Annotated in this window: 9 protein-coding genes; 5 read left to right on the forward strand and 4 right to left on the reverse strand. The window is 49.6% G+C overall.

Annotated features, from left to right (window positions below; all coding sequences use genetic code 11):
* The 4 genes from KDK18_RS11090 to KDK18_RS11105 form a co-directional block, all read right to left on the reverse strand.
* A partial coding sequence (locus KDK18_RS11090; RefSeq protein WP_257254965.1) for a metal ABC transporter solute-binding protein, Zn/Mn family occupies positions 1-404 on the reverse strand: 404 nt, incomplete at its 3' end.
* The gene (locus tag KDK18_RS11095; protein ID WP_257254966.1) at positions 388-1,623 is read right to left on the reverse strand and encodes a hypothetical protein; all 1,236 of its coding nucleotides are present in this window, start codon (positions 1,621-1,623) and stop codon (positions 388-390) included. The genes KDK18_RS11090 and KDK18_RS11095, both read right to left, overlap by 17 nt.
* Positions 1,624-1,876: 253 nt before the next feature.
* Entirely contained in the window at positions 1,877-3,961 is a 2,085-nt protein-coding gene (locus tag KDK18_RS11100; protein ID WP_257254967.1) for an AsmA family protein, read from the reverse strand.
* Between the two features lie 104 nt (positions 3,962-4,065).
* Positions 4,066-5,823, reverse strand: a complete 1,758-nt coding sequence (locus KDK18_RS11105) for an SPOR domain-containing protein (protein ID WP_257254968.1) — start codon at positions 5,821-5,823, stop codon at positions 4,066-4,068.
* Between the two features lie 258 nt (positions 5,824-6,081).
* Between KDK18_RS11105 and KDK18_RS11110 the strand changes: the two genes are divergently transcribed.
* The 5 genes from KDK18_RS11110 to hisF all read left to right on the forward strand — a co-directional run.
* Entirely contained in the window at positions 6,082-6,816 is a 735-nt protein-coding gene (locus KDK18_RS11110; RefSeq protein WP_257254969.1) for a hypothetical protein, read from the forward strand.
* A gap of 149 nt (positions 6,817-6,965) precedes the next feature.
* The gene (gene hisB / locus KDK18_RS11115; RefSeq protein ID WP_257254970.1) at positions 6,966-7,559 is read left to right on the forward strand and encodes an imidazoleglycerol-phosphate dehydratase HisB; all 594 of its coding nucleotides are present in this window, start codon (positions 6,966-6,968) and stop codon (positions 7,557-7,559) included.
* 58 nt (positions 7,560-7,617) lie between these two features.
* Positions 7,618-8,262 carry an imidazole glycerol phosphate synthase subunit HisH gene (gene hisH, locus KDK18_RS11120; protein WP_257254971.1) on the forward strand — a complete coding sequence of 215 codons (645 nt, stop codon included), beginning with the start codon at positions 7,618-7,620 and terminating at the stop codon, positions 8,260-8,262.
* Positions 8,263-8,302: 40 nt separating this feature from the next.
* Complete coding sequence (locus tag KDK18_RS11125; RefSeq protein ID WP_257254972.1) at positions 8,303-8,689, forward strand: DUF4870 domain-containing protein; 387 nt, start codon at positions 8,303-8,305, stop codon at positions 8,687-8,689.
* A 33-nt stretch (positions 8,690-8,722) separates the two neighbouring features.
* On the forward strand, positions 8,723-9,246 hold a 524-nt coding region (hisF, locus tag KDK18_RS11130), incomplete at its 3' end, for an imidazole glycerol phosphate synthase subunit HisF (protein ID WP_257254973.1).

Consider the following 9,246-nt stretch of genomic DNA (forward strand, 5'->3'; position numbering starts at 1 on the left):
TGAGGATTTCCTTCCGGGTGAACATCACCCATGGTTGGGTCTACCTTCTCAAGCTTACCGATGGTTTCCACCTGATCAGCCGCAAAGAACAGCCCTTTGTCTCCGGTCTGGACTTTTGGATTGGCTGACTTCATCTGCAGAACCGGGAGCCAACCGGTTTCCAGCTCAGCACCTGAGCAAACGACTATGTCAGCCTTCCTCATTTTCGAGATCAGTCCCGGACGAGCCTGAATATGGTGAGGGTCCTGTCGGGCAGTCGTTGCTGTGTAAACCTTTGCTTCAGGTGCAATCGCTTCTGACAATGCCGCCCACTCCGGCTCACAGGCAAAAACGGTCAATGCCCCATGACTGGATACTGGAAAGGCCAGAGCGAATGCCAGCAACAGTTTAGAAAGTATGCGCATCGTGAGCTCCAAGGGACATGACATACTGAAGGGTCACGATGTTGTTGTTGGTGTTTTCGAAACCGTCGCCGGTCTGATGGGTATATTGCAGTCTGACTGTGGAGAAGTGTGAATAACTCCAGGACACCATAAGTTCAGTTTCTTGCAGGTTTTTCTCATCAAAATGATCGCCGTGGGCTTCGTAGCCTTTGAACTCACCGTAACGGGCACCCACTGCCCATTGAGGCGTCATCTGATAAACGCTGCTCAGGTAGAAGCCTTCATTTTTTTCATTAGCCTCGATGGTATCGCTGAGATCCCGTGTTTGTAGATATTCCCCTGTCAGGGTCAGACTGCGGTACTTATAGTTGCCATCAGGAGCCCACTTCCACACGGCATCGGCAATATAAGTGTTCTTGCCGGTAAACCGGGCGTCATGAGAGTGGTTGTGGCCCTCATCTTCTTCATGTCCGTGATCTTCATGGTTTTCGTGCTCATGATCATGACTACTGATGTTGGCACCGTTGTCATTCCTGAGATAGCTCAGACCCAGCTGCCAGCTGTGCTCTTCATTAAAATCACCGCCAATTTTGGTGAAGGCGGTGTAAACTCCCACTGACTTTGGATCGGTTAAATCTGCAGCCTGCATCTTTTCACCGCTGAAAGCTTCGGTACCGATCGTCCAGAACGTATCGGTAGGCATTACATAACTCAGGCGAACACCGTCGTCATAATAATGTGACCCCAGCATTGCCCGGTAAGCAGCAGGTCTTTCAACAAATGAATCCGTGTGGGCGTGTTGACCGTTCAGGTAGCCGATATCAGACAGGAATCGACCAGCCCGAACGCTCAAACCACCGGGAAGAGCCAGAGTCTGGATGAATGCCTCTTCTGTTTCGAACTCGGTTTTGCCATCGTGCTCATGCACTACACCGGTGAACTTGCCATAGAAAAGATCATCAATACCCGCGCTGACACCCAATTCAGTATGACCCAGTCCAAAGCCCTTATCGTATTCGCTCAGAGCGCTGTCGGCTGACTTGTAATGGCCGTCCAGAATAAGGCTGAAGTTTGGACTGAACCCTTCAGCATTCGCGGTTGCAGAGGCTGCCACCAGAATCAGCGCTTCTGCCATTCGGCGGCATGCCCATCTTTTGCGAGTAGCTTTTTTACAGGCAGTTGCAAGGGTGGGTTGGGGATGGAAGTCAGTGGAAATGACTGGCGAGTTGACTTCAGGCACAGATGGCTCCTAATGCGTAAATGATCGCTGCGTTGGGTGCAATAAATGTAGTCGACATTTGTCAGCTTTGTAAATGTTATAACATAACGAATTTAGATTGTTAACAAAATACGAAATAGATGCTTGGCTGAAGGACGACTTATCTGTCAGTGGCTGTCTACGAATGGCTATGGCACCATGTACTTCCCCTCACTGATAACGACAAAGGTGAGTGAAGGGAAGAGAGCAAGAAAATTAGAAAAATTGGTTTTATTTACTTGAAAAGACCTTTCAGAGCGTCTTTCAAGTGTCCGGCTTTTTTCTCAATCTCTTTTTCCAGACGCTTTTTCACTTCCTGTCTGGCCAGTGAAGCAATAGTGTCGGCCAGACGCTCGGTGTCAACGCCACACTCCTGCTGGCCTAGCTTGCCCTGGCAACGAACCGGCCAGGTGACGTTGACGTAGTCTTCGTTAACCACGCAAGCTGGATCGCTATCAGGAGCACGGTCGCCACTGATGTTCAGGCCCAAATGATAATCCAGAGTCTGTTTGACCAGATTGATATTACCGTCACCTTTGAGGTTCAGGTTGGTCAGGGCAGCAGTCAGGTCTTTATTGCTGGCTACCCCGTTGCTAATGGTGAAACTGCCTCTAAGCTGGGTGAACCGGGTGGTATGACCCCAGTCTTTTTTCTGCAGATCCTGCTTGCGAATCCTGGCAATTCCCTCGCACACCATCTTGTCAAAGTTAGCCTCAGTAAAGGCCCCCTGATCGACTTTGAAGTCGATCTTACCGTTCAGGTTACTGGTCAGAACACTTTGTAGCTGGCCATGGGTCGTCAGGCTCATGTCTGCATTCACTTTACCCTCAATAGACTTCAGCGCCGGTATAGGCTGGGCCAAAGCCTGCAGGTTGATACCTTTCAGGTTTGCTGTTGTCTGAACGTCGGGATCACCTTTCTTGCGAACATCGAGTTTGCCGTCCAGATCAATGCTCCCGTCATAAAAGCCGGAAGTTAGCTTGATATCCTGGCGCCCTTTCAGGGCTGTGAGCTGGACTGAAGGCTGATTAAAAATGAGTTTTGCAACGGTCAGGGAAGTCAGCTCCAAAGAGCCTTTGATGTTCAGAGGACGCAGGGTGTCTTCCGGAATCAGTGGCAGCTCCTGATTTGGCTGAAGTGCTTTTGCAGTGCCTGATGCAACGGTTGGGGGCTCTGTGTTTTGAACACCTTCTGATTTTTCTTCTTTGGATGCTGTCTCTTCAGAAGTTGGTGGCAGATAGCGATCCAGGTTCAGATCACCGCCTTTGAACTGAAAGGTCATGTCCTGTTGTTCCAGATTTCCGATTTTGAAAAAGCCATCGATGTTGAAACCATCCAGCGTCAGATCCAGCTTGTCCGCAGAGAAACTATTACCATCGGTGCTAAAGCTGCTCTTGAAAGCCATCTGAGTCATTGCCCCGGGATCTGCCATGGGCGGGAGCAGGATCTTGATCTCTTTTAAAAACTTGCCCGGATTGAATTGAGTGACATCGAGGTGACCTTTCACCATCAGTGGCTTTTGCTGAATATTCAAAGAGCCAACAATTTGCAGGGTTTCGGCGCTTTCCCCAACAAGGTTCTCTTCTGCCGGGCTGGCGGAGATATTGAGATCTTTCAGATCATAAGTGCCGTCTTTAAGGTTGAATATCAGAACGCCACTGATGCCAGTCATCAGCGTCAGATCCGGTTCACCGCTTCTAATGCGCGCTTTCAGATTGAAGTCAAAAGGCTCATTGTTGCGAACTGCCCCGGTTTCCAATCCCGCCTGATCAACCAGATAGGTTTTGCCTGTGCTCTTGTCGTTGTAACGGATCACCAATCCTTCAACAGTGACATGGGCAATATCCAGCTCCAGAGGAGCAGATTCGGTTTTACCTTCGGGCGTTATAACGGTTGTGGTCTCTGTTGCTGCAGGTTGGCTGGCTGCATTTTTGGAAACTTCCCAGTTGCCTTGGCCAGACTCATTTTTGACCAGGTTGAGCTCTAGTCCTATCAGTCTGGCTGTTTGCATCTCTACTTTTTTGCTTAACAAAGGTAGCAGTTTAACGCTGACTTCCGCTTTACCCAGTTCAGCCAGATCGGAGTTGTCTGCACCTTTTACATTCACCTGCTCGAGGGAAAGTCCCAGCCAGGGAAAGACCGACCAGTCAATGGGGCCGTCAATCGTGAGTGTCAGGCCTGTGTTGTCATAAACCAGTTTGGAAATGTCATCCCGGTAATTGTTGGGATCAATTACTTTTGGAAGAATCAGGGCAGCGGCAACCACAAGAATAATGATGCCAGCCACCACAGAGGCGATGAGTTTAATTGCACGATTCATGGGAGACCTCGGGATCTCAGGGTACAAAGTGTTGTTATTGCTTGTTCAGGGTAGTGTACAGCAAGTGTTTGAGGAGTTGGCAAGGGGGATGAAAATATTGTTTCCTAACTCTCCCGGGCCTGAAGTTTCTTGAGGGATTTCACCGAGCGGGTCCAAGGGTAGAGAACCTGAACAGCGTCTTTCAGTTGAGGTGAATTAAGAACAGCCAGAGCCTCTTTGCTGCTGCTGAACTGACCTTGCAGAAGAACATACCAGTCTTTCTGATTTTTACGGTATCGGGCAGTGACAGCAGATCTCAATTCAGGGAATCGTTTCTTCAGCTTCTCAATGGCTTCCGGCTTGTTGGCTGCAAACCACTGGATAGTGTAGCTGTTACCCGTTCCGCTGAAGACCGACCCCTTTGGCTGGGTAACTATCTGGGAGTGAATCTGCTGAGCCCTTTCTGGCTTAGCTGATATGAGACTTTTTAGTTCATTAACTGATCGGACTCTGGGGTACAGACGTGTAGAAATACGCGCCAGCTCCGGGTTGGAAAGTGCCCTTTTAGCCTGACCTTTGCTGGTATAGGGGGAGCCTACGAGCAAAAACCAGTCTTGTCGTCCTTTTCGGTAGTGTATGATCTGGGCGTCACTCAACTGTGCATAGCGCCTGCGGACTCTTTCGAGAGTATCTCTTCGGGTTCCAGCCAGCCACTGGATAGCGTAACTGTTTGGGGAGGCTCCGAGGATGCTCTGTTTGGCAGGCTCTCGGTACTCTCTGGTTTCTTTTGGACGACGGTATTCGTTGATCTCTTTCCGGGCTGAATAAGCTGAATAGCTGTCCTGTTGGTGGCTCTGTTGGTGGCTCTGTTGGTAGTGCTTTCTTGCTTGGAAACGATCCGCTTCAGGCATCGTCCGGGCATAACGTTGTGTACTCGAAGTGCTGTAATTCAAATCCAGTGCTTCCTCATCGTAATAGGGGTCGGACTGATAGGAAGATCCAAATATTGGCTCAGAAGTCTGGTAAGGGTCAGTGTTGTAGTCCCGATAGGTTTCTGCTGGTTGCACCTTTGGGTAGGCGGGCGCGATACTGGCAAACAAACGATTATTATCCGGCTTAAGAGGATCATTATCTGCATAACGCTGTTCGTTAAATGGCTGTGAGGGGCCGCCGGGAGCTCTGAGTTCTCCCGGCATAATCAGGTTGAGCTTCTGAATGCTGGCCAGAGAGCGTGTCCAGGGATAGAGCTTGTCGGTCAGCAACAACCGGGGAGGGCTGTTGAGGGCTGTCATCGCTGACTGGCTATCTCTGAAAGGTCCGTCCAGCAATACAAACCAATCTTTGTTGTTGCGCTGATAGCGAACAATCGTCGCCTGTTGCAGAACCGGGAAACGACGCTGCAAATCCCTTAATGGCTCTTCGGTATGTGTTGCAAGCCACTGAATAACAAAGCTCCCGTGTTCCGAACTCAGCAGTTCGTTGATGCTTTGCCGGGGTTGCTGTTTCGGAGTCGTCTGTTGGTTGGGATTGGCGTAGTTATCTCGCCGTTGATAGTCAGGCTGCACTGACGTCCGCGAGGAGTCGATTTCTGGCTCGGCTCTGGCAGGCTGATATTGATTCTGAGGAATCGTTTCCGGATACCCATTGTTTCTATCTGAAGCAGAATACGCAGCGGTTTCCAGAGGTTGTTCGTAACGATCTGTCTGGCTGCTTCTGCATAGCCAGTCGCTGTTAGGTCCTGAGCGACAATCCCACGATGAACTCAGTGCCAGAGGTTTTGGAGGCAATAAGAGAGCGTCCGCTGAAACAGCGATCAGTGTCGTCAGGGAAGCAACGACTCCCAGCCTGAGCGTTTTGTCCTTAAACAGCACTTGAGCAGACATGAATCAGATCCTTCTGACCATTGCTTTTAAAAAATCAGATATGTGAATTAATTGCAAGTGTTGTGATGAATTAATTTTTTAAATGCCAAATGTTGTATGACCCATTGAACTGGAAGCAGCGAACTCAATGAATGGGCAACCGCATGCTATGGCATGTTTTTCAGCGACTATTATGAGGTGTGGTTGTTTGCCTGACGCTGGTTGGGGGGGTTATCTGCCTATGCCGTTTGGATGTCTGAGGAACAGGTTATGGAGATAATGGGTACTTTTAGGGTAATGTCATATCAACGATGGTTGGCGGTGGGTTTTTGTCTGGTTTTGCCCATCTCTTCGTGGGCTTTGGATTCGTCATGTTTCCCCGGGGTCGATAGCCGTCAAAAGCAATATCTGGTGGCTTCTGGCACGCTGATACTGGAAGCAGCCCGGGAGAAAAAGCTGAACAAAGATGAGGTTGAGTTTCCTGTCTGGGTCAGTGGTTATCAGCGGGGTTGGTTTGTCAGGGTCGTTGAAAAATCACCAACCAGAACCGTTTTGGGTGTTACCCCGAAAGAAGGGACGTTATTCAATGGCTTGTTGCTGGCATCATCCGATCAGCAGATCCGCAGTCTGGATCGCACTGAAACCCTGAACTGCAGGGTCTTGATGAATGTCAGACAACTCAAGAGCATGACTGGTGGTCACCTACCCGAGCAAGGGCAAATCTGGATATATGTCGTCAAGCCTGGAAATATCAAGAAAGCGGTGGGCAAATACCCTATTCAACAGTCGGATGTTGATAATTTCCTTACCGGCTGTCTGGAGCAGTCCAAGATATTTTCACTGCCTCAGTTTTCTGAACAGTGTGTGGATTTTACGGTAGGCTGGTCGGAGGACTGGGCCAATGACCGTGAAAGACCTTCCGGTGGCAGGCTTGTACAGAACAAGCGAAAGCAGATTGACAGGCTGCTCGAGAGGCTTGAAGGTGACCTTTTCGACAAAGTACGAGATGAATAGCTCGCCTGCTTCGGAGCTGCTCCGTATAATAGCCGGGTTTTGGTCCGGGAGTCGGCAGGCATTCAGGTTAGAATGGTCTTAATCAGAGTCTGGCATTATTAACAACGGGTCAGACTCCATGCACAGAATAGATACAATCGGAGATTATCATGGCTGAGCGCAAGGCCAGTGTTGAAAGAAATACGCTGGAGACCCAGATCAGGGTTGATATCAATCTGGATGGTAATGGCAAGGGCCAGTTCGACACAGGTGTTCCCTTTCTTGATCATATGATGGACCAGATTGCCCGTCATGGCATGATTGATCTCGACGTCAAGGCTGTGGGCGACAACGACATTGATGACCACCATACCGTAGAAGATATCGGTATTACCCTGGGTCAGGCGTTCACCAAAGCCATTGGTGACAAGAAAGGCCTGACCCGCTACGGCCACTCCTATGTACCGCTGGACGAGGCGCTTTCCAGAGTGGTCATCGATTTTTCCGGACGTCCCGGTCTTGAGTTTAATGTTGATTTTACCCGGGCCATGATTGGCAAGTTCGATGTTGACCTGTTCTATGAATTCTTCCAGGGCTTTGTTAATCACGCCAATGTGACACTGCACATTGATAATCTGCGAGGTCGCAATGCTCACCATCAGATAGAAACGGTCTTCAAGGCTTTCGGCCGGGCACTGAGAATGGCATTGGAACTGGATCCCCGCATGGCTGGCCAGATGCCGTCCACCAAAGGTTCGCTTTAATCAACAGCGAAAAAGCAGCCATGAGCGAAACAAATAAACTGTCCGGTGAGTTAAAAGAATGAAGACCGTTGCAGTCATCGATTATGGGATGGGTAACCTTCACTCTGCCAGTAAAGCTCTGGAACACGTGGCCAGCAGCGATACCTGTGTCAAGGTGACTTCTGACCCGAAAATTATACAGCAGGCAGATCATGTAGTACTTCCCGGCGTCGGGGCTATCCGTGACTGCATGGCAGAAATTCGTGCCAAAGGCGTGGATGATGTAGTGCGGGAAGTGGTCGAAAGTCAGCGCCCGCTTCTGGGTATCTGCGTTGGTATGCAGGTCATGCTGAATCACAGCGAAGAGAATGGTGGCGTTGACTGCCTGGGTCTGATGCCCGGACGAGTAAAATTTTTTGGCAAGGGGCTGGTGGATGAGAGTGGAGATAAACTGAAAGTCCCCCACATGGGCTGGAGCCCGGTTCAGCAACATCGTGACCATGCCCTCTGGAAAGGCATCGAAGATAACGCCCGCTTCTATTTTGTCCACAGCTATCATGCTCATGCGAACGACGATGGGATGGCCGTCGGTCGTTGTCACTACAGTGTTGATTTTGATGTGGCTTTAGCACGGGACAATATTTTTGCGGTGCAGTTTCACCCTGAGAAAAGCGCTGACAGTGGCCTGAAACTGCTTGAGAACTTTTTGAACTGGAATCCATAGAGAGGGGCTCGACACTTTAAAAACGTTCGAGTCAAAAAAAATGGACATAGACGCTTTACAACCATTTATGAAGAAGCCCGATTCCAATGAAAAGAATTGGGCGGTCTTCTCCCATATCCTGACTTTATTTGGCTGTGTCCTGCCGGGCATGAACATATTGATCCCTTTTCTGATCTGGTATCAGAAAAAAGATCAGTCTGCGTTTATTGCCCATCATGCTAAAGAGTCTTTGAATTTCCAGATTACCGTGATGCTGGTGATTGCCATCTGGGGATTACTGAATGCCGTTCTGATCGGACTGCTCTTTCTTCCCCTGATTCCGTTTGCAGTGGTTTTTGCCCTGATTTTTGTGATCCGGGCCAGCATGAAAGCCAGCAGCGGAGATGAGTATAGATATCCGGTATGCCTGCGTCTGGTCAGCCTTTAATCGGTTCAATGCAGAAAATAGAGAGGCCGTTCAATGGGCTTAGCGAAAAGAATTATTCCCTGTCTTGATGTTGATAACGGCAGAGTGGTGAAAGGCGTTCAGTTTCTTGATATCCGTGATGCCGGTGACCCTGTTGAGGTGGCTCGTCGGTACAACGAAGAAGGTGCTGACGAGATCACCTTTCTGGATATCACTGCCAGCCACGAAGACCGCGACACCATGGTTCATACGGTTGAGCGCATGGCCAGTGAAGTGTTTATCCCTCTCACAGTCGGTGGCGGCATTCGCAAGGTGGAAGATATTCGTACCATGCTTAATGCCGGTGCCGACAAAGTTAGTATTAATACGGCGGCTGTCTTTAACCCTGAGTTTGTTCAGGAAGCTGCTGACCGTTTCGGTTCCCAATGCATTGTTGTGGCCATCGACGCCAAGAAGGTCAGCCTTTCAGGCGAACCTGATCGCTGGGAAATCTTTACCCATGGAGGCCGAAAGCCAACCGGACTGGATGCCATTAAGTGGGCGAAGAAAATGGAACAGCTGGGAGCCGGGGAAATTCT

Source organism: Endozoicomonas sp. SESOKO3 (assembly GCF_024606255.1).